Origin of the sequence: Enterobacter kobei (assembly GCF_001729765.1) — a bacterium.
GTDB classification, from domain to species: Bacteria; Pseudomonadota; Gammaproteobacteria; order Enterobacterales; family Enterobacteriaceae; genus Enterobacter; species Enterobacter kobei.
This window is the reverse complement of the sequence record NZ_CP017181.1, coordinates 3,200,930-3,221,092: the sequence shown is the minus strand read 5'-3', so window position 1 is coordinate 3,221,092 and position 20,163 is coordinate 3,200,930. Positions and strand designations below refer to the sequence as shown.

Genomic DNA, 20,163 nt, shown 5'->3' with positions numbered 1-20,163 from the left:
GGGTAATACCTGAATTTCCAGCGCCACTGGCCTGGAACAGGCGACTTTTTCAGGGAACACTGAGGAAGAGGCGATGTGCGTTAAAAGTGTACAAGTTCACGATGCGTGTACAAATAAAAGAAACTTCTCGCCAGTAAATAGCACGAATTAACAAGAAATTAAGTTTCTGCTGAATTTTTGCACGTTGGTTGACCATCGTAACGGGATTAGTTAATAGTCGTTACAATTTCGTGCTGGTAGCACATAAAAAGAAAAGTTACGTAAAGAAGGGTAAAAAAAAACCGAATGCGATGCATTCGGCTCAATTAGGGATAAACAGACATTCAGAACTGAATGACGGTAATAAATAAAGTTAATGATGATAGCGAGAGTTATTTTAGAGATTAGGTGCGATCTTGTTTTGTCATTCAGTGCTGTAACGATTTATATCCCAACTCATTGAAATTTAATGAAATAATATTAATTTTGATAATAAATGCTAATTTTCTAAGCTATTTGTGCTTTGTAAAAGTTCCTTGATATTAACATTTTGAAACATGTTGATAGATGAATGAAACATCTTCAAAGTTTTCGTATCATATTCGCATTGGATTATTCTGTAATTTTGCGGAGAATGAAATTGCCGACTGGTTAATGAGGGTTAGCCAGTAAGCAGTGGCAATTATAAGGCATATAACAGAGGGTTAATAAAATGAAAGTTAAAGTACTGTCCCTCCTGGTACCAGCACTGCTGGTAGCAGGCGCAGCAAATGCGGCTGAAATTTATAACAAAGATGGCAACAAATTAGATCTGTACGGCAAAGTTGATGGTCTGCACTATTTCTCTGACGACAAGAGTGCTGACGGTGACCAGACCTACATGCGTCTTGGCTTCAAAGGTGAAACTCAGGTTAACGATCAGCTGACCGGTTACGGCCAGTGGGAATACCAGATCCAGGGCAACACAACAGAAAGCGACAACCAGGCCTGGACCCGTGTGGCGTTTGCTGGTCTGAAATTCGCTGAAGCGGGTTCTTTCGATTACGGTCGTAACTACGGTGTGATCTACGACGTAACATCCTGGACTGACGTGCTGCCAGAATTTGGTGGTGATACCTACGGTGCAGACAACTTCCTGCAATCTCGTGCTAACGGCGTGGCAACCTACCGTAACCAGGACTTCTTTGGTCTGGTGGATGGCCTGAACTTTGCTCTGCAGTATCAGGGTAAAAACGGTAGCGTAAGCGGTGAAAACGACACCGGTCGTAGCACCCTGAAACAGAACGGCGACGGTTACGGTGCGTCCCTGACCTATAACCTGGGCGAAGGCTTCAGCATCGGTGGTGCAATGTCTTCTTCCAAACGTACCGCCGATCAGAACAACACGGCTAACCCAGCCCTGAAAGGCGAAGGCGATCACGCCGAAGTCTATACGGGTGGCCTGAAATACGATGCCAACAACATCTATCTGGCCGCGCAGTACTCTCAGACTTATAACGCAACACGTTTCGGCAACTCTCAGAGCAGCAGCGATATCTACGGTTTCGCTAACAAAGCGCAGAACTTCGAAGTGGTTGCTCAGTACCAGTTCGACTTCGGCCTGCGTCCATCCGTGGCTTACCTGCAGTCTAAAGGTAAGGACATCGAAGGGTATGGCGACCAGGATCTGCTGAAATATGTTGATGTGGGTGCGACTTACTACTTCAACAAAAACATGTCCACCTACGTGGATTACAAAATCAACCTGGTTGATGAAAATGAGTTCACCCGTCAGGCCGGTATCGGTACTGATGATATCGTCGCGCTGGGTCTGGTTTACCAGTTCTAATCGCGTCGTAGTATGACTCAGGGGCCTGATGGCCCCTTTTTTGTGCGTGTTTTTGGATCTCACAATTGACCCGTTTTGGTGTACTCTTGCCGCCCTGGCATGAGGATAATAATGAATGGATATGACTTTTTTACGCGCCAGCTTTCTGGCTATGCTTTTTTTCCTGACCGCATGTAACGATCCCGCCCCCGTGGCGAAAACCGACGCACCCGCTGCCACGGTGCTCGAAGGCAAAACGATGGGCACCTTCTGGCGCGTCAGCGTGATGAATCTCGATAAAACGCGCACGGAAGAACTTCGCGGCAAAATCCAGGCTCAGCTGGACGCCGACGATCAGCTGCTGTCGACCTACAAAAATGACTCGGCGCTGATGCGCTTTAACCTCTCCACCAGTACGTCTCTGTGGCCGGTGAGTGAAGCGATGGCTGATATCGTCACCGAGTCCATTCGCGTGGGATATAAAACCAACGGTGCGATGGACGTGACCGTCGGGCCGCTGGTGAACCTCTGGGGATTTGGCCCGAATAAACAGCCGGTGGTGACGCCCGATCAGGCGGCTATTGATGATGCCCGTGCCCGGACAGGGCTGCAGCATCTGACGGTGATCAATCAGTACGGCCAACAGTACCTGCAAAAAGATATCCCCGATCTGTTTGTCGATCTGTCGACGGTAGGGGAAGGCTACGCGGCGGATCACCTTGCCGCGCTGATGACGCAGGAAGGCATTTCGCGCTATCTGGTCTCCGTGGGCGGCGCGTTAGTCAGCCGGGGCATGAACGCCAGCGATAAACCGTGGCGCGTAGCGATTCAAAAACCGACCGATCGGCAAAATGCCGTGCAGGCGATAGTCGATATCAACGGACATGGCATCAGCACCTCCGGGAGTTACCGTAACTATTACGAGCTTGACGGGAAGCGCATCTCGCATGTTATTGATCCGCAGACCGGGCGGCCGATCGCGCATAATCTGGTCTCGGTGACGGTGATTGCGCCGACGGCGCTGGAAGCCGATGCCTGGGATACCGGCTTAATGGTCCTCGGCCCGGAAAAAGCGAAAGAGGTGGTTCGTCAGGAAGGGCTGGCGGTGTATATGATCACCAAAGAGGGCGACGAGTTTAAAACCTGGAGCTCGCCGCAGTTCAACAGTTTCCTGGTGAGCGACAAAAATTAAAAAGCAAGGTTGCGGGTTTTTTATCAGTGGCACTCAGGCACGCTACAGGTATGCTTGTAAGAGGAGCTGATGATGAAAAATCCAACCTATATGACCGATGAGGAACGCTGGCAGGCTGTACTGGCTCGCGATCCGCGTGCTGACGATCAGTTTGTCTTTGCCGTGCAAACGACGGGGATTGTCTGTCGTCCGTCCTGCCGGGCACGTCACGCCCTGCGTAAAAACGTCCACTTCTATCCTGATGTTCACCATGCCATTGAGGCAGGGTTTCGCCCGTGCAAGCGCTGTATGCCGGATAAACGCGATCCGCAGCAGCAGAAGCTGGCGAAAGTGGAGCACGCCTGTCGCCTTCTGGAGCAGGATCCTGCGTTAACGCTGGACGGTCTGGCGCAGCAGGTGGCCATGAGTCCTTTTCACTTCCACCGGCTGTTTAAGTCCGTTACCGGAATGACGCCAAAAGCCTGGCAGCAGGCGGCGCGCGGTCAACGTCTGCGCACGGCGCTTGCCCAGGGGGATACCGTTACCGATGCCGTGCTGGCCGCAGGCTTTCCCGACAGCAGCAGCTATTATCGTAAAGCGACAGATGCGCTGGGTATGACGGCGAAGCAGTACCGCAAAGGCGACGTGGCGGTGCAGTACGCCATCGATGACTGCTCATTAGGACGCTGTCTGGTTGCTGAAAGCGAGCGGGGGATTTGCGCAATATTGCTCGGTGACGACGATGCCGAATTAGCCGGGGAGCTGGCGACGCTGTTTCCAAAAGCAGAGCCCGCGCCGCAGGAAGATGCCTTCGCGCAGCGTATCCACCAGGTGATTGCCAGTATTGATAACCGCGCAGCGCCGCTTGAACTGCCGCTGGATATACGCGGAACCGCGTTCCAGCAGCGAGTCTGGCAGGCCCTTCGTGAAATTCCCTGCGGTGAAACGGCAAGTTATCAGCAGGTGGCGCAGGCGATTGGACAACCCAACGCGGTACGTGCCGTCGCGGGAGCCTGTGCGGCAAACAGGCTGGCGATTGTGATCCCCTGTCACCGCGTTGTCCGTAACGATGGCGCACTGTCGGGTTACCGATGGGGGACGGCGCGAAAAGCGCTATTGCTAAAACGTGAGGCGAAACGCCAGGAGGGATAATGCTCGATCTTTTTGCGGATGCGGAACCCTGGCAGGAACCACTGGCACCGGGGGCGGTTATTTTGCGTCGCTTCGCGCTCTCCCGTGCGGCGGCGCTGCTTGCGGGTATAGAAGAGGTGACGGCGGTTTCCCCGTTTCGCCATATGGTCACGCCGGGCGGTTACACGATGTCGGTGGCCATGGCGAACTGCGGCGAATTAGGGTGGGCGACGAATGAACGAGGCTACCTGTATGCGCCTAACGATCCCGCGACCGGCCAGCCGTGGCCCCCGATGCCTGCGGTTTTTCAGGCTCTCTGCCACGAGGCTGCCGTTGCCGCTGATTATCCTGACTTCCGACCGGATGCCTGCCTGATTAACCGCTACGCCGTCGGCGCGAAACTCTCCCTGCATCAGGATAAAGATGAACCCGATCTCCGCGCGCCCATCGTCTCGGTATCGTTAGGGCTTCCTGCCGTCTTCCAGTTTGGCGGATTACGCCGTAACGATCCGCTCAAACGCATTATGCTGGAGCATGGCGACGTGGTGGTGTGGGGCAGGGAATCGCGGCTGTATTATCACGGCATTCAGCCTCTGAAACCCGGGGTGCATCCCCTCACTGGCGAGTACCGTTTTAACCTGACGTTTCGCCAGGCAGGGTTTAGTAAACAAAAATAAGAATTATTCTTGATGTACACGCCGGGCAGTTTACACTGCTGGCTGATTTTTATTGTCCGGATTGCCTGCATGCAACTACTTCTCCTTGTCTGGCGTCAGTATCGCTGGCCCTTCATTGCCGTCATGGCGTTAAGCCTTGCCAGCGCCGCATTGGGTATTGGCCTGATCGCGTTTATTAACGTGCGGTTGATTGAAATGGTCGATACCTCACTCTCTGTTTTGCCAGAGTTTCTCGGCCTGCTGCTGCTGTTGATGGCGGTTACGCTTGGCTCTCAGCTGGCGCTAACCGCGCTCGGCCACCATTTCGTTTTCCGTTTGCGCAGCGAATTTATCAAGCGGATCCTGGACACTCAGGTTGAACGGGTGGAGCAACTTGGCAGCGCCTCCCTGCTGGCGGGGCTGACCAGCGACGTGCGGGCTATCACCATCGCGTTTGTTCGTCTGCCGGAGCTGGTGCAGGGGATCATTCTGACCTTTGGCTCGGCGGCTTATCTTGCCTGGCTCTCCAGTAAAATGCTGGCGGTGACCGCTCTGTGGATTGCCATTACCATCTGGGGCGGCTTTGTGCTGGTGTCACGCGTCTATAAACACATGGCGGTGCTGCGCGAAACGGAAGATAAACTGTATAACGATTACCAGACGGTGCTGGAAGGGCGCAAGGAGCTGACCCTGAACCGCGAGCGCGCCGAGTATATCTTCAATCACCTCTATATCCCGGACGCGCGCGAATATCGGCATCACATCATCCGCGCCGATACTTACCACCTGAGCGCGGTGAACTGGTCAAATATCATGATGCTGGGTGCCATTGGCCTGGTATTCTGGATGGCGAACAGCCTGGGCTGGGCGGACACCAACGTGGCGGCAACCTACTCACTGACGCTGCTGTTTTTACGCACGCCGCTGCTCTCGGCGGTCGGCGCATTGCCCACCTTGCTGAGCGCACAGGTGGCGTTTAACAAGCTCAAAAAATTCGACCTCGCGCCATTTAAGGCGGAATTCCCGCGCCCGCAAGCCTTCCCGGACTGGCATACGCTGGAGCTGCGCGACGTGACGTTCCGCTATCAGGACAACGCCTTCTCCGTGGGGCCGGTCAACCTGACGATTCACCGCGGTGAACTGCTGTTCCTCATCGGCGGTAACGGCAGCGGTAAATCCACGCTGGCGATGTTGCTCACCGGACTCTACCAGCCGCAGTCGGGCGAGATTTTGCTGGACGGTAAGGCGCTGAGTGCCGGGAAACCTGAGGACTACCGCAAGCTCTTTTCGGCGGTATTTACCGACGTCTGGCTGTTCGATCGGCTGCTCGGCCCTGAAGGGCAGCAGGCCAATCCTGTGCTGGTGGAAAAATGGCTGGCACAGCTGCAGATGTCGCACAAGCTGGAGCTTCAGGACGGTAAAATTCTCAACCTGAAGCTCTCTAAAGGGCAGAAGAAGCGCGTGGCGCTGCTGCTGGCGCTGGCGGAAGAGCGCGATATCATTCTGCTGGACGAATGGGCGGCGGATCAGGATCCCCACTTCCGCCGTGAGTTCTATCAGGTGCTGCTGCCGCTGATGCAGGAGATGGGCAAAACCATTTTCGCCATTAGCCACGACGATCACTACTTCATTCACGCCGACCGTCTGCTGGAGATGCGCGATGGCAAGCTGAGCGAATTGACCGGTGACGAGCGTGCGGCGGCCTCGCGTGATGCGGTGGCGCGCACGGCCTGATGCCCTCACCTTAACCCTCTCCCACAGGGAGAGGGGACAGATCGTGGCCGTAATGCCGTTTTTTTCTTCATCCCGTCCCGTTGTTTATTCTTATTCACATATCCTCGCGCTATGCTTAACGCCAACTCATTTAATGGATTTATGATTGATGTCGGTATTAAAGAAAAACAGCGCCAGGCAGCGCGATCAGGAGCGTGCGCGACTCATCTGGCTTCTCACGACCGATAAAGCGGTCACTTCTACGTTATTAGGCAAACTGACCCTGGCTGAGCAATATGATGTCGGCACTTTAGCCGACGATATTGCTGAGGTAGGTGCGCTGGTTGCTCATTTACCCCCGCCGGATCTGGCGGATACGCTCGAAGCACTTCCCTCCGAAGAGCGTCACGCCCTGTGGCGTCTGGTGCAGGATCACGAGCGCGGGCAGGTACTGCTTGAAGCTTCGGAAAACGTCTGGGATGACCTGATCGACGAGATGAGCGACCGGGACATCCTCGATGCGCTGCAAACGCTGGATATCGACGAACAGATTTACCTTGTACAACACCTGCCGCGTAACCTGACCGGTCGCCTGCTGGCCTCCCTGCCTGCCGATGAGCGCGCGCGCGTTCGTCAGGTGATGCACTACGAGAAAAATAGCGTCGGCGCGATCATGGAGTTTGGCGTTATCACGGTGCGTCCGGACGTCACGCTCGGTACCGTGCAGCGCTACCTGCGTCGCCTGGGCAAGATGCCGGATAACACCGATAAACTGTTCGTCACCTCGCGGGATAAAACCCTGCTGGGCGAGCTGGAGCTGAAAACGATCCTGCTTAACAGCACCCAGCGGCGAGTCAGTGAGGTGATGGAAAACGAGCCGATGGTCTTCTCTCCGGAAGACGATGCTGAAAAAGCGGCACGTACCTTCGAACGTGACGACCTCGTGAGTGCGGCCGTCGTGGATTCCGTCGGCAAGCTGATGGGCCGTCTGACGGTTGATGAGATCGTTGACGTGGTCTACGAAGAGACCGATAACGACCTGCGCGCGCTCGGGGGGATCAGCGCCGAAGATGACGTCCACGCCTCCGTCGGTAAGGCGGTGAAAACGCGCTGGGCGTGGCTTGCCATTAATTTGTGTACCGCCTTTATCGCCTCCCGCGTAATCGATGGCTTTGAACACACCATTTCACAGCTGGTGGCCCTGGCGTCATTAATGCCGATTGTGGCCGGGATTGGCGGCAACACCGGAAACCAGACCATCACGATGATCGTTCGCGCGCTGGCGCTGGAAAATATTCAGCCCGGCAATTTCGCCTTTCTGATCTTCAGGGAGATGGGGGTGGCGCTGATCAACGGCCTGGTGTGGGGCGGCATTATGGGGGGCATCACCTGGTGGCTGTATGACGATATGGCCTTAGGCGGGGTGATGATGCTGGCGATGGTGCTGAATTTACTGGTGGCATCGATGATGGGGGTCATTATTCCACTGACCATGACCAAACTGGGGCGCGACCCCGCGGTGGGGTCGAGCGTGATGATCACTGCCATCACCGATACCGGTGGTTTCTTTATTTTTCTTGGGCTTGCAACGCTTTTTCTGCTTTAAGACGACGTTTAATGCGGGCGGGAAGCAGTGCCATGAGGATAATCCCCCCCAGCACGCCAATCGCCAGGTTACCGGTTGATACCGTTGCGGCGACCGTCACCAGCATCACGACGGTTTCCGCAACCGGTGCATTTTTTACCGTTGCGGGCTGAATGCTGTGCCAGCTGAAGGTTTTGATGGCGACTATCGCCATAATGCCTGCCAGCACCGCCATCGGAATTTTAGCCATCACGTCGCTCAGCGCCGTCACCAGCACCAGTAAAACGATGCCAGCCGCTAACGTTGAAATACGGCTTCGGCCTTTCCCCATCTCCACGTTGACGATGGTTTGTCCAATCATCGCGCAGCCTGCGATCCCGCCATAGAGCCCGGCCAGGATATTGCCCACGCCCAACCCGATGCTTTCACGGCGTTTACTGGACGGGGTGACGGTCAGTTCATCCACCAGCTTCGCCGTCAGCAGTGACTCCAGCAGCCCGACGAACGCAATGCTTAACGCGCACGGCCAGATAATGCTTAACGTTTCTATGTTCAGGGGGACCAGCAGTTGCGTCAGTCCCGGTAACCCGCCACTCATCGAGCCTTCATCACCCACCGTCGGCAGAATTTGCCCGCTGGTAACGGTGAACAACGTGAGCACCACTATCGCAATCAGCGGGGAAGGGATGCTTTTGATATAGCGCGGCACCCACAGCACGATAAGCAGCGTGAGCACGAACAGGCCGACGATTAACGGGCTTCGGCTCCAGAAGTGCGGAACCTGAGCAAAGAAAATTAAGATGCCGAGGGCGTTAACAAACCCGGTCATCACCGACTGAGGGATAAAGCGCATCAGCCTTGCCATGCCCAGTGCGCCAAACAGTATTTGGATCACCCCCGCCATGAGAACCGCCGGAAGAATGTACTGCACGCCGTGCTGGTGCACCATCGGACCAATAACCAGCGCCACGGAACCGGCCGCCGCCGTGACCATCGCCGGACGACCGCCCAGCACAGACAAAGCAAAACACAACACCACGGAGGCGATCAGGCTGACTTTGGGATCAACGCCTGCAACCACCGAAAATGAGATCACTTCAGGGACCAGGGCCAGGGCGGTAATGACGCCCGCCAGCGTTTCACGCATCAGAAGTTTTGGCGAGCTAAGGACCGTGGTGACGCGGTCTTCGCCGGGTACAGCAGAATGGGGTAAGGACATAACTTTTCGCAGATTAGGGCAGGCTTCCGTGCGCGCGATCACAAAACGCCACATACTAGCCAGTAAACCCACGATTTACCAGCCACATCGATAATTCCTTACAAACAACCCACCATTAAATTTCACAATTACAATAATTTCGTAACCTTTAAACAATATTTAAAAGTTGTTACCGTGCCTCCGCAGCTTTTTTCACCTGCAATTTCCACGCATCAAGCACTTTTACACTAAGGCATAAATTATGAAAAAAATGACTGCCATGCTCTTTTCTCTGGCCGTGGGGCTTAACACCGTCTCTATGGCGGCGAAAGCTGACACCCCTAAAGAGCAGGAAACGGACGTCCTTTTAATTGGTGGCGGTATCATGAGCGCCACGCTGGGAACCTATCTGCAAGAACTTCAGCCGGACTGGTCCATGACCATGGTCGAGCGCCTTGATGGCGTGGCGCAGGAAAGTTCGAACGGCTGGAACAACGCCGGTACCGGACATTCGGCACTCATGGAACTGAACTATACGCCGCAGAAAAAGGACGGTTCCATTAGTATCGAGAAGGCGGTAGAGATCAACGAAGCGTTTCAGATCTCACGCCAGTTCTGGTCTCACCAGGTCAACAGCGGCGTGATGCATGACCCGCACTCCTTCATTAACACCGTACCGCACATGAGCTTTGTGTGGGGCGAGCAGAACGTCAACTTCCTGCGCGCGCGTTACGCTGCGCTGCAGCAGAGCACGCTCTTCCGTGGGATGAAATACTCTGAAGACCACGCTCAGATCAAAGAGTGGGCGCCGCTGGTGATGGAAGGTCGTGACCCGAACCAGAAAGTGGCCGCGACCCGGACCGAAATTGGTACCGACGTTAACTATGGCGAAATTACCCGTCAGCTGGTGACGTCTTTGAAGAAGAAAGAGAACTTCAACCTGCAGCTCAGCACCGAAGTGCGTGGTTTTAAGCGCAACGCGGATAACAGCTGGAGCGTGACCGTTGCCGATCTGAAAAACAACGAAGCCGAGCACGTCATCAAGGCGAAGTTTGTCTTTATTGGTGCCGGTGGGGCGGCGCTGAAACTGCTGCAGGAGTCCGGTATTCCTGAAGCTGACGACTATGCTGGCTTCCCGGTTGGCGGTCAGTTCCTGGTATCCGAGAACCCGGAAGTGGTGAATCGTCATCTGGCAAAAGTGTACGGTCAGGCTTCCGTCGGTGCACCGCCGATGTCTGTTCCGCACATCGACACCCGTATGCTTGACGGTAAGCGCGTGGTGCTGTTCGGACCGTTCGCGACTTTCTCCACCAAGTTCCTGAAAAATGGCTCCCTGTGGGATCTGCTCAGCGCCACGACCACCTCTAACGTCAAGCCGATGATGGACGTGGGTCTGGATAACTTCGATCTGGTGAAATATCTCATCAGCCAGGTGATGCTCTCTGACGAGGAACGCTTCGAGGCGCTGAAAGAGTACTATCCGCAGGCGAAGAAAGAAGACTGGCGTCTGTGGCAGGCGGGACAGCGCGTTCAGATCATCAAGCGTGACCCGAAAGAGGGCGGCGTGCTGCGTCTGGGTACGGAAGTGGTGAGCGATAAGGATGGCACGATTGCCGCGCTGCTGGGCGCGTCACCGGGTGCATCTACTGCTGCGCCAATCATGCTGCACCTGATGGAAAAAGTGTTTAAAGATAAAGTTGCCAGCCCGGAATGGCAGGCGAAGCTGAAAACGATTATTCCATCCTACGGTACGAAGCTGAACGGGAATGTCGACGCGACGGAGCAGGAGCTGGAATACACCAGCCGCGTATTGCAGTTGCAATATGTGAAGCCGCAGGCAGCGGATGCTGCGCCAAAGGCGGAACTGAAGCCTCAGACTGAAAACAAACCGGTTGCGGATATCGCCCTGTAAGGTAAAAGCAAAACGGTAACATTCGTTACCGTTTTTAGTGTTGTAGGTCGGGTAAGGCGAAGCCGCCACCCGACTTAATTTCAACGTACTACCGCTTGTCCGACATTCTCATCCGCTTTCCATACGCGGTATTTCACTTCTACGTTTTCAGGCGTATACACCACGACAGGCAACTTGCTGTTATAGCGCAGCAGACTGTTATCACCCAGATATGCCGTTACAAATTTCTTCTCTTTCTTGCCGTCCGGGCACGCCATCATGGTGGAGACGGGGGAGGTCACTTTGTCGAAGACGTAGTAATCGTAGCCCCAACCTTCCAGCGTTTTGCTCTCCAGTTGGCCGCCCAGTCGGTGCTGGTTACAATCCACTTCCAGCGTTTTACCAATCAACAGCTCCACTTTGTAGTTCGCTTCGTCCTGCAGAACCGGTAGCTGAATCACCTGACGTTTCATCCCTTTGTCCGCTTTCGGATAGGGGGCAACTTTTTCCAGCGGCTGCTCTTTTTGGGTTTCGCTGGCGAAAGCGCCGGTACTGATGCACGCGGCAATCAGGGCGATGGCAAATTTAGGTGCGTTTTTCATTGTCATTCCTTTATGTCAAAACGAGCCGAATCAGATTAGCATAACACTTATGAATGATTAGCGTCATTTACTTACATTTTCAATATAAGTGGTGTAATAAACCTGACTTACACTATAAATCCAGTTTTTTGTGCTGAAATGGTATCTGGCGGCAGATCGTGTTATTTTGAATGCCACATAATGTTATTCATCTGTAAAGGGAAGAGAGATGGTTCGTGCAAAACTGAAAACACCTGAAGGCCGCAAGTTCCTCCTGGCGCTACTGGTTGTGTTTATGATTGCGGCCGCGTGCGTGGGGCGGGCAACCATTGTTGGCGTTATCGAACAGTACAACATTCCTCTCTCCGCCTGGACCACCAGCATGTATGTTCTGCAATCGGCGATGATCTTCGTTTACAGCCTTGTCTTCACCGTTCTGCTTGCCATCCCGCTGGGTATTTTCTTCCTGGGTGGACGTGAGAAGCACTAAGCGCCGACGTGCGATAAGGAAGCCATCCTGCGGGGTGGCTTTTTTATGCATAAAAAAAACCAGCCATAAGAGGCTGGTTTTCAATGTGTTTTTGGTCGGCACGAGAGGATTTGAACCTCCGACCCCCGACACCCCATGACACCCGCGTAAAATGCTTCTAAGCCGCTCCATTACTGGCTTGCAGGCTTTTCGACTGTGTAAGCAAACAGTGTTTTTTATGCATTATATGCACTATATACATCAATGAGTTAAGGGGTGGTTTCGCCATTAGCTAGCCTGCCTTTATCTCACCGTGTGGAACCATAACCCAGTCGATATGGTTACTGGTATAAATCTTCGTTGATTTGGCGTCACTATGGGCCATCCTGCCTTGAGGATCGATGCCCTGGCTAACGCGCTTGGCCGCCGTCCTGAGGAACGGACATTACCTATCGAACGCCAGCGCGCCATTGCCAATCTGGTCTACAGCAAACGCAACGGCAACAATGCGCCGGGTGACGGGTGGTTATACCGTGGGCGTGGCCTTATCCAGATTACCGGCCTCAATAACTACCGTGATTGTGGGAACGGCTTGAAGGTTGATTTGGTTAAGCAGCCTGAACTGTTGGCCGAAGATGTTTATGCAGCCAGATGCGCGGCGTGGTTCTTCGCCACTAAGGGATGCCTGAAGTATTCCGGAGACCTGATGCAGGTGACGAAGATTATCAACGGCGGTACGAACGGACTTGAAGATCGTCGTGCACGCTTCGGGCAAGCGAAAACGGTGCTGGTATGAAAAAGTGGCTACGCATCCTAATCCCGCGATGGGAGACAGATACCGTTGTTCTTCAGGCACAAGGCAATGAGCTTAATATCGTCTGCAGCTACGAAGATATCGATCCTGGCGAGATGTTTGACGGTATGTGTGAGCTTAAGACCTTCACTTGGCTGAACTGGTCTTTCCCGTCAGGGGAACCCATGAACGTTCGATCCTTTGAACCGAAGGTGGAAGCATGAGCACAGTGCAGTTAATCATCACGGTAGCAGTAACCATTCTTGGTGCTATCGCCGCCGCTTTTGGTATTGGTCATTCACGCGGGACCAGCAAAGCTGAAGCGAAAGCCGATCAGCAGCGCACAGAAGAAAAGGCTGCAGCCACTGAAGCAGTAGCCGAACGCCGGGTAGAAGCAACAAAAGAGGCCAGCAATGTACAGCAGACTGTTAACCACATGCCTGATGACGATGTTGATCGCGAGCTGCGTGACACGTGGAAGCGTCCCGGTAGTGGTTGATACCGCCTGTGACTGGGTAAAGCCAATCTACCTGACTGATCACGACATCGACGTTATGGACCGCCAGACGAAGAAAGACATCCTGGCGCATAACAAAGCGTGGCAGGCAAACTGTCAGAAACCAACCGAGAAGAGAACTCCATGATTGAAGCTAAACCACAGGACGGAAGCACCGTTAAGGGCTACCGCGAACTCTCTTACGGTGAAATCGGCAAGATGAACCAGTTCAAGGACATCAGCCGCCAGTTCATCAAATTGCTTCGCGAACAAATGGGCGACATCCCTCCTGGAGTCGATAGCTGGGAAGCCCAGGAGTGGATAAGACAGGCTGAATTCGACATGAAGCGAGCGTGCATGGCTGCATGCCGTGCTGTGGCCCGCCCCGATTCAGACAGTTAGGCATGATTAGTAATCAACCGGCGAGCATGCTTATCAAACGTTTTATAGCTGGCCATATTGCTAACGTATTTGCCCCCAGAGAAACGAATCTCTCCATATATTCGAGAGGAGATTTTGATTGGGCACTGACTATGCTTTGAAGTAGTTCAACTATCTCTTGGTGCTTTTTATCACCTAATTGCTCAACTATCTCATCTTTATATGCATCAACAACTCTCAATGTCTCATAGTAATGAGCCATTACCCTTTCTGAAAAATGCTTGTTTCCATTAACGGTTAAGCCAGGTGAGTTTTTAAACTCATAACCTACATCTGAACCCAAAGATAGATTGTTCGTAATCTCTGAGCCATCACACCCATCAAAGTGATATGAAACCGTTTTTTTCGTATCCATAAAAACTCCTGATTGAATCGGAAAACAGACCTGAACAGCATTATACGAGCTTTGCGATGAAGTGCAGTTAATGAAAAAATCCAGAGGATAAACAATGTCTGAAATCACCGTTACACCTGCACAGCAGATCCGCTTAAACCTGCTGACGAACCTGAACTATGACACCGCTGCAGCCGCAGACGCGATTCAGTTTGTTGGAGACGACCCACTGAAGTATCAGCTTTTCGTTAACCAGCTGAGCCGCGTCACTACCGAAATCGGACCTGTGGCCAGAACCACGAAAGCTATTAAAGCATCGGAAGAAGCCCTGCTGCTGTTTGTAGGTGAATCTGGCAGTTGATCGTCATCGTAAGTAACAGGCCTCGCATAACCCCGCTAAATATGAGTACGATGACGCGACTTACCCCGGTGATGTCGCCTGAAAAAACCAATTCAACCCGCTACGGCGGGTTTTTTTATGTCTGGAGTTTCCATGACCACTTATGGCACCAACAATCCACTGGGTTCTCAGGACCCGCGTGACCTTTACGACAATGCGCAAAACTTTGATCATTTATCAAATGACCAGGTAAACGAGACATGGGCAGACCGATTTGGTGCAATGCGTCTAACCTAGTATGGAATGGAGCAACGTTACAAGGAAGCGCTGGCAGCATTAGGTCTTAACCCAGTGGGAACATTTCAAGGTGGTGCGCTGGTAGCATCTGCCGGTGACATCGTTCAGGATGAAACTGATGATACTTGGTATATTTGGGATGATCTGGCCTCGCTACCAAAAACAGTACCGCCTGACTCTACTCCAGATTCTTCCGGGGGTATTGGCAAAGGTAAGTGGCAGGTCATTGACGCGAATGACATCTTAAGAAAGGACCTGGCAAAAACAAGTGGTGCTGGGTTGGTTGGAGTGTCGGTAGGATCCTTCTATCCTGCTGGTACAGTCGGTTCTGCCATTCAATACCGCACCCCTCAGATGTATGGTATTGAACCAAGCACCACAAACATCATTGGCTCCGGTCTGGATGCTATGTTTGCCGCGGGCGGGGATATTCGTTTCGAGAAGCCTGGTACATATCTAACAGACCGCGCCTGGGTGCTGCGTTCAGGCACGCGTTTATGGATTGGTGCAGGTGTTATTCTTAAAGCTGTTGATAGCTACAACGGCAATATTCTTCAGAATTACAGCTATGCCGTTAACGCCGGTGCGGGAGCAGCAGATGACTTCATCGAAGTTTGGGGGGCGGGAACCATTGATTTTAATGGTCTGGCAAAAGGATTTAACGGCACTGGGAGCATGGCATCTATTTTTAAAAACGTTACTACATTGCGTATTGGTGGTGGCATTCTCGTTCGTAACGCCCGTAAATATTGCTGGCTGGTTGCTAAAGTACAAAACCTGCACGTAGACGGTCTGCGCTTCAACACTATCTCTGACGGCCTACATTTACAGAATCCATGCCAGAATGTTTATGTTCGAAATTTGAGTGGTGTAACTGGCGATGATATGTGTGCTTTAACAATTGGGGACTATCCACAATACGATATCAGTGAGCCTGGCGATTTCTCAAACGTCGATATTGCTGGTATCTATAGCCTTAATCAGGCTAATGATGAAGGAACCACTACAACTACATTATTGACGTTTGGTGGAGATGGCTCAGGCGTTTATGTGCGCATGAAAATTGCTGGATTGTATGGTAACACCAATCACGCTGTAGCGCGCTTTAATGCTGACACCAACGGTTTGACGTATACTAAGGTCAATAATTTACATGTCAGCGAAATTTATGCAGTTCCAAACCCAGCAAACGCCTACCCAATCATAGAAATTAATGACCGTGGATATGGTGCTTCTCCTAACTTATATGGCGTGGAGATTGACGATTTAACGATTGAGAATGTTTATACTCGAAACGATGTAGCTCCCGTTGTTGGTATTTCAGGCACATACGGGACGATGGTACATCAGTTAACTATCAACAATGGACCTCGCAATGGCCTTGGGTTGGTAGCGCTGAACAATACCAACACTACATTCTGTGAAACACTAATCATCAACAACTGTCGAACAATCTTTCCTGTAAATGCCAATTCATCAGTCGTTCAGAATAGAGGCGTTTTAGGACAAGTTTTTTTGAATAATATCCAGGCTTCTTTCACCGATACTACTCAAGGAAGAGTTTATCGAGGCATTGGAACCAATAGCCTTACGAAGATGCACGTAAACAACCTAACCCAATTGCGCGGACTTGCAGCTTTCTACTCAACTGCCGCAATGGCTACACAACCGGAAATTTATATCAGCAATGCCACATTTGATGGAACTACAGGTGTAGTCGATCTAACAGGGACTACAGCTAAAGTTTACTGTAAAAACGTAAAGGCACCGATTGCTTCAGGATACGTTCCATTTTCATCGAATGCTGGAACATACTACATAAGTGGTGATGTTGATACCGATGGTTCTAATACTTTAGCGACATCAAATGCTGGAACCATCAGGTTAATGCGAGGGATTCACAACATAGCTTGTGATTTAACCAAATTAACTTCTATAGATAATTCATCCTGCTATAATTCGAATGCATCATTATCTTGTGGTGTCGGCATGGTCTCTGTTCAAAATAAAATATGGAAGCATCTGTATACTGGTGCAACCTATACAAGCAGTAGTTAATAACTTGATCACATGGATGTGATAATCAATTTACGTTTAATAAATATTCCACATTATTACGCAAAAATTGATATCAAAAGTGTTAATTACTTAGAGATATTATATTTATCTATCCCACTGGTAAGTTATTGGAATGTAAGTGCGCCACTATCATTAAATTCAATGATAGTGGCGGATAATTTATTGTGTTTTAACTGGCATGCCTATTATAAATAAATTAATTATCTATTTTCTTTATGTCAGATTTTATTTTGTTGCTTCCTATATTTAGAGCAAAGTAAGCTTTGCCGTTAATAGCATAAAGACCAGGCTCGGATTTAAGGGTGTAGCGCTTACCATCTATCATTACGCTTTTTGATTTACCAATAAATGCATCATGTTTTGACCATACATCCTTATTATAGTGATCCAACATAATAACAATCACATAATCATTCCTTAGTATCTGATCGTTGTATACCCAAGATTCGATACCTTTCGCATATCCATTTAAATCAATGTTTATTTTGGTACCTTCCGTGTTTATAACGGAATAATCAAAGTTTGGATTTATGTAAGACACATCTTTAAGCCCAAAAAAATAAGGTAATTGTTTTGGCTTGAACATGTCAAACTTATCACCTTCATTAAACAAATGCCTAAATTTATATTCTGGGATCGTTGCACTCGTCTTAAACGAAGAACGCTCTTTATTCATGATATATTGACGAATCACTTCCTGCTTTGCGACAAAGTAATATGATCTCGCCATTAAAGAGTATGCATACGTTGATGTTAAAAACAATATTGATAGGATGGGTATCAACAGCTTTTTATTGGAATTTTCTAATGCTATAAACGTGGCAAAAGATAAACCGCCTAAAAGCATTATAAATTGGCCGTTCGTTGCCCTTGCAGGATAGGCTGGTGAGCCAATCATAATTAAATTAGCGATAAAGGCTAGGAATATAAAGAATGGAATAGCAAAATACATATGCCTATTATTATAGAACTCATCCCTTGCTTTTCTTGTGGAAAAGGCTATAGACAATAGAATAGCTATGAACATAACAACAGGCCAGTCAACCTGCAGAACGAAAGGCATTTTCTTGAATGCCCAAAGCCAAAGTTTATAGCCCCAGGTTGCATTCTGCCACCATTCACCTTCCATTGACATCCTTCTGAAATTTCCTGGAGCCAAAAGAAGAACTGCTGCGCCAATGAATGCTCCAATTAAACTAATTGCACCTAATTTAATTTGTGGCTTGTTAAAAAATAACACAAATAATAGATAAAGAGAACAAACGCCAAAGATAACAAGGCTCATGTTTTCATTGCTGCAACCCGCTACAACTGATAGCAAAAAAACGGTGATATAGAAAGAAATGCTATGCTTGTTAGTAGAGATTAAGTTTCCGAGTAAAATGTTGATAAGGATAATTATGAAAAGGTTAGTCCATACATAATTAGTAGACCCAACAATCCAAAAGGATGTTTGCCCTAAGTTTGGTGAGCACGTCCATGCAATTGACATAATTACATAAAATATTACCACATAGCTCAAATTAATTTTTTTGGATTTTAGCGAGAAAGGAAGTTTTGCAAGAGCAATTATCAAGCCATACGTCCCAATAGCATTAAAAGCTGAGCGCATGAAATGCGAATCCATCCACAATATATAAGAAGCAATATAGTCTGCTGTTAGTCTTCCACTCCATGTTAAATATCGGTGATAATGCCCTAAAAAGTTAGGAAACCCACCAATCCTGGTACCAAAATCGTCTGAATGCAATGGGGTGAGTAACGCTATTGCCAGAATTAGCAAATAGCCAGGTATTGTCCATTTCAAAACTTTGTAATAATTCTTACACACTTTATTTTTTCCCCTTCAATATATAACGAGGTCTTCCCTTAACTTCAACATAAATCCTGCCGATATACTCCCCAAGCACACCTATACCTATCAACTGAACTCCGCCAAGGAAAAGTATTGAGACCAGCATTGATGGATAGCCGCGAACCGGGTTGCCGAATGCTAACGTGTCGACGATCATCCATGCGCCATAGATAAAGGCCATGCCTGCAACGAACAAACCGATATACGTCCACATGCGCAGTGGAAAAGTTGAGAAACTGGTGATGCCCTCTAATGCAAGATTCCACAGCTTCCATCCATTGAACTTAGAATCCCCGGCAACACGCTCTGCGCGGGCATATTCAACAACATCAGTGCGGCCGCCAACCCAACTCAAAACGCCTTTCATGAAAAGGTTGCGTTCTGGCATTAGCTTGATGTTTTCAACCACTTCCCGGGACATCAGGCGGAAGTCGCCAACGTTTTCCTCGATCTGCGGATTGCTGATTTTGTTGTGCAGCTTGTAGAACCACTCAGCGGTCTTGCGTTTGAGTCGTCCATCAGTAGAGCGGTCAGAACGTTTAGCCAGCACCATATCCGCCCCGGCCTGCCATTTCTCTATCAGGTGCGGGATAACCTCAATTGGGTCCTGCAAATCGACATCTATCGGAATAATAGCTTCACCGCTTGCATGGTCCAGGCCTGCAAACAGCGCAGGTTCTTTACCGAAATTGCGGGTAAAGGAAAGAGGAATGACAAGCGGGTCGGCCACAGCGAGCGCATTTATGATTGATTCTGTCGCGTCTTTACTACCGTCATTGATAAAGACTATCTCTATTTCATGCTGTTGTAGCTCTTCAAATTCCCGCACGGTCTTATAGAAGATCGGAATTGCTTCCTCTTCATTAAACACCGGAACGACAAGAGAAATTTTCATTTCGCATCCCTAAAGACAATGAACTTTGAGTATATAAATCCGGCAACAAGACTAAATGCCGAGAAAGCTATGAGAGTTACAACTGGTGGGGCACCAATCGAATCTGCAACGTATCCGGTTAGTGCGGCCATAATGCCCATGAAAAATACGAATGCAGCATAGCGCCCAGATGTAGCCTGAGAATTGAATGTCCACTTAGCATTTGCAAAAAAACTGAACGTCACAGCAATGCAGAACGCAATCACGTTCGCAACGGCCTGCGTAGCCCCCAAAAAATGCATGAGTGCACCGAAACACAACCAGTGAAGGGCTGTATTAATCACCCCCACCGAAACATAGCGAGTAAATAGCTTTAACATTATAGAAATCAGTTAATTCTGAAAGGTAGGGAGTGTAGCACCACTATGAAGCTTGATCGACTCTCATATTTAGCGATACTGTATATGCATACA

20 protein-coding genes and 1 pseudogene are annotated in these 20,163 nt (G+C 50.2%); 15 read left to right on the top strand and 6 right to left on the bottom strand.

Features of this window, described 5'->3' with window-relative positions; translation table 11 throughout:
• The first annotated feature begins 691 nt into the window (after positions 1–691).
• The 6 genes from BFV64_RS15475 (at position 692) to mgtE (ending at position 8,063) form a co-directional block, all read left to right on the top strand.
• Positions 692–1,807, top strand: coding sequence for a porin OmpC (locus tag BFV64_RS15475; protein WP_014884606.1), 1,116 nt, complete (start codon positions 692–694; stop codon positions 1,805–1,807).
• A 115-nt stretch (positions 1,808–1,922) separates the two neighbouring features.
• Positions 1,923–2,978: an FAD:protein FMN transferase ApbE gene (gene apbE / locus BFV64_RS15470; RefSeq protein WP_047026907.1), complete on the top strand. Its 1,056-nt coding sequence runs from the start codon at positions 1,923–1,925 to the stop codon at positions 2,976–2,978.
• 72 nt (positions 2,979–3,050) lie between these two features.
• Positions 3,051–4,109, top strand: coding sequence for a bifunctional DNA-binding transcriptional regulator/O6-methylguanine-DNA methyltransferase Ada (ada, locus tag BFV64_RS15465; protein ID WP_050862913.1), 1,059 nt, complete (start codon positions 3,051–3,053; stop codon positions 4,107–4,109).
• Entirely contained in the window at positions 4,109–4,765 is a 657-nt protein-coding gene (gene alkB / locus BFV64_RS15460; protein ID WP_023330945.1) for a DNA oxidative demethylase AlkB, read from the top strand. The genes ada and alkB overlap by 1 nt, the downstream gene beginning before the upstream one ends.
• 69 nt (positions 4,766–4,834) lie before the next feature.
• Positions 4,835–6,478: a multidrug ABC transporter permease/ATP-binding protein gene (locus BFV64_RS15455; RefSeq protein ID WP_045281828.1), complete on the top strand. Its 1,644-nt coding sequence runs from the start codon at positions 4,835–4,837 to the stop codon at positions 6,476–6,478.
• A gap of 148 nt (positions 6,479–6,626) precedes the next feature.
• Entirely contained in the window at positions 6,627–8,063 is a 1,437-nt protein-coding gene (gene mgtE / locus BFV64_RS15450) for a magnesium transporter (RefSeq protein WP_014884601.1), read from the top strand.
• Here mgtE and BFV64_RS15445 read toward each other — a convergent pair.
• Positions 8,026–9,315, bottom strand: a complete 1,290-nt coding sequence (locus tag BFV64_RS15445) for a SulP family inorganic anion transporter (protein ID WP_047626881.1) — start codon at positions 9,313–9,315, stop codon at positions 8,026–8,028. The two genes, mgtE and BFV64_RS15445, sit on opposite strands and share 38 nt — an antisense overlap.
• A 187-nt stretch (positions 9,316–9,502) precedes the next feature.
• Here BFV64_RS15445 and mqo point away from each other — a divergent pair, with 187 nt between their 5' ends.
• On the top strand, positions 9,503–11,152 hold the full coding sequence (mqo, locus tag BFV64_RS15440) for a malate dehydrogenase (quinone) (protein WP_069602259.1): 1,650 nt from the start codon (positions 9,503–9,505) through the stop codon (positions 11,150–11,152).
• An 80-nt stretch (positions 11,153–11,232) separates the two neighbouring features.
• On the opposite strand, the gene eco is transcribed toward mqo, so the two are convergent.
• On the bottom strand, positions 11,233–11,733 hold the full coding sequence (gene eco, locus BFV64_RS15435; RefSeq protein WP_045134317.1) for a serine protease inhibitor ecotin: 501 nt from the start codon (positions 11,731–11,733) through the stop codon (positions 11,233–11,235).
• 208 nt (positions 11,734–11,941) lie between these two features.
• Here eco and BFV64_RS15430 point away from each other — a divergent pair, with 208 nt between their 5' ends.
• The 6 genes and pseudogenes from BFV64_RS15430 to BFV64_RS15405 all read left to right on the top strand — a co-directional run bounded on the left by BFV64_RS15430 (position 11,942) and on the right by BFV64_RS15405 (position 13,872).
• The gene (locus BFV64_RS15430; protein WP_008500962.1) at positions 11,942–12,202 is read left to right on the top strand and encodes a DUF2534 family protein; all 261 of its coding nucleotides are present in this window, start codon (positions 11,942–11,944) and stop codon (positions 12,200–12,202) included.
• Between the two features lie 388 nt (positions 12,203–12,590).
• A pseudogene (locus tag BFV64_RS15425) lies at positions 12,591–12,977 on the top strand (glycoside hydrolase family 19 protein); the annotation flags it as partial.
• Positions 12,974–13,198, top strand: a complete 225-nt coding sequence (locus BFV64_RS15420; RefSeq protein WP_069602258.1) for a hypothetical protein — start codon at positions 12,974–12,976, stop codon at positions 13,196–13,198. The pseudogene BFV64_RS15425 and the gene BFV64_RS15420, both read left to right, overlap by 4 nt.
• Positions 13,195–13,473 (top strand): hypothetical protein, encoded by a 279-nt coding sequence (locus BFV64_RS15415; RefSeq protein ID WP_069602257.1) that lies wholly within the window; start codon positions 13,195–13,197, stop codon positions 13,471–13,473. Before BFV64_RS15420 ends, BFV64_RS15415 begins: the two co-directional genes overlap by 4 nt.
• Positions 13,424–13,618 (top strand): hypothetical protein, encoded by a 195-nt coding sequence (locus BFV64_RS25935; protein WP_069602256.1) that lies wholly within the window; start codon positions 13,424–13,426, stop codon positions 13,616–13,618. Before BFV64_RS15415 ends, BFV64_RS25935 begins: the two co-directional genes overlap by 50 nt.
• The gene (locus BFV64_RS15405) at positions 13,615–13,872 is read left to right on the top strand and encodes an Acb2/Tad1 domain-containing protein (RefSeq protein ID WP_069602255.1); all 258 of its coding nucleotides are present in this window, start codon (positions 13,615–13,617) and stop codon (positions 13,870–13,872) included. The genes BFV64_RS25935 and BFV64_RS15405 overlap by 4 nt, the downstream gene beginning before the upstream one ends.
• Before the next feature lie 13 nt (positions 13,873–13,885).
• Here BFV64_RS15405 and BFV64_RS15400 read toward each other — a convergent pair whose 3' ends face one another.
• The gene (locus BFV64_RS15400) at positions 13,886–14,266 is read right to left on the bottom strand and encodes a hypothetical protein (protein WP_235611123.1); all 381 of its coding nucleotides are present in this window, start codon (positions 14,264–14,266) and stop codon (positions 13,886–13,888) included.
• 94 nt (positions 14,267–14,360) lie between these two features.
• Between BFV64_RS15400 and BFV64_RS15395 the strand changes: the two genes are divergently transcribed.
• Positions 14,361–14,606: a DUF2560 family protein gene (locus BFV64_RS15395; protein WP_063928810.1), complete on the top strand. Its 246-nt coding sequence runs from the start codon at positions 14,361–14,363 to the stop codon at positions 14,604–14,606.
• A gap of 282 nt (positions 14,607–14,888) precedes the next feature.
• A complete protein-coding gene (locus tag BFV64_RS15390) occupies positions 14,889–16,940 on the top strand; it encodes a tail fiber/spike domain-containing protein (protein WP_069602254.1) in 2,052 nt (683 codons plus the stop codon).
• A gap of 217 nt (positions 16,941–17,157) precedes the next feature.
• Here BFV64_RS15390 and BFV64_RS15385 read toward each other — a convergent pair whose 3' ends face one another.
• From BFV64_RS15385 to BFV64_RS15375, 3 genes are read right to left on the bottom strand one after another with little or no spacing between them, the layout of a single operon-like run.
• Positions 17,158–18,792, bottom strand: a complete 1,635-nt coding sequence (locus BFV64_RS15385; RefSeq protein WP_137984544.1) for a DUF6056 family protein — start codon at positions 18,790–18,792, stop codon at positions 17,158–17,160.
• Between the two features lies 1 nt (position 18,793).
• Positions 18,794–19,711 carry a glycosyltransferase family 2 protein gene (locus tag BFV64_RS15380; protein WP_069602252.1) on the bottom strand — a complete coding sequence of 306 codons (918 nt, stop codon included), beginning with the start codon at positions 19,709–19,711 and terminating at the stop codon, positions 18,794–18,796.
• Positions 19,708–20,070: a GtrA family protein gene (locus tag BFV64_RS15375; protein WP_032647577.1), complete on the bottom strand. Its 363-nt coding sequence runs from the start codon at positions 20,068–20,070 to the stop codon at positions 19,708–19,710. The genes BFV64_RS15380 and BFV64_RS15375 overlap by 4 nt, the downstream gene beginning before the upstream one ends.
• Between the last annotated feature and the right edge of the window lie 93 nt (positions 20,071–20,163).